Origin of the sequence: Klebsiella sp. HN106 (genome assembly GCF_051209435.1) — a bacterium.
Lineage (GTDB): Bacteria > Pseudomonadota > Gammaproteobacteria > Enterobacterales > Enterobacteriaceae > Klebsiella > Klebsiella oxytoca.
The window spans coordinates 1-250 of record NZ_JBLURD010000319.1 but is presented as its reverse complement, the minus strand read 5'-3'; the positions used below and the strand labels follow the sequence as shown (position 1 = coordinate 250).

Sequence of the window (250 nt, the reverse complement as noted above, 5' to 3'; positions counted from 1 at the left end):
GTTGCCAATGATGTTACAGATGAGATGGTCAGACTAAACTGGCTGACGGAATTTATGCCTCTTCCGACCATCAAGCATTTTATCCGTACTCCTGATGATGCATGGTTACTCACCACTGCGATCCCGGTGATGCTGCCAACTTACTGATTTAGTGTATGATGGTGTTTTTGAGGTGCTCCAGTGGCTTCTGTTTCTATCAGCTGTCCCTCCTGTTCAGCTACTGACGGGGTGGTGCGTAACGGCAAAAGCA

Annotated in this window: 1 protein-coding gene and 1 pseudogene; both read left to right on the top strand. The window is 48.0% G+C overall.

Annotated elements, in window-relative coordinates; all coding sequences use genetic code 11:
- Nucleotides 1–126 (top strand): annotated as a pseudogene (locus ACSIPU_RS31370) (APH(3') family aminoglycoside O-phosphotransferase); the annotation flags it as partial.
- 54 nt (nucleotides 127–180) lie between these two features.
- Nucleotides 181–250: IS1 family transposase (locus tag ACSIPU_RS31365; RefSeq protein WP_001680836.1), on the top strand; the 70-nt coding region annotated here is incomplete at its 3' end.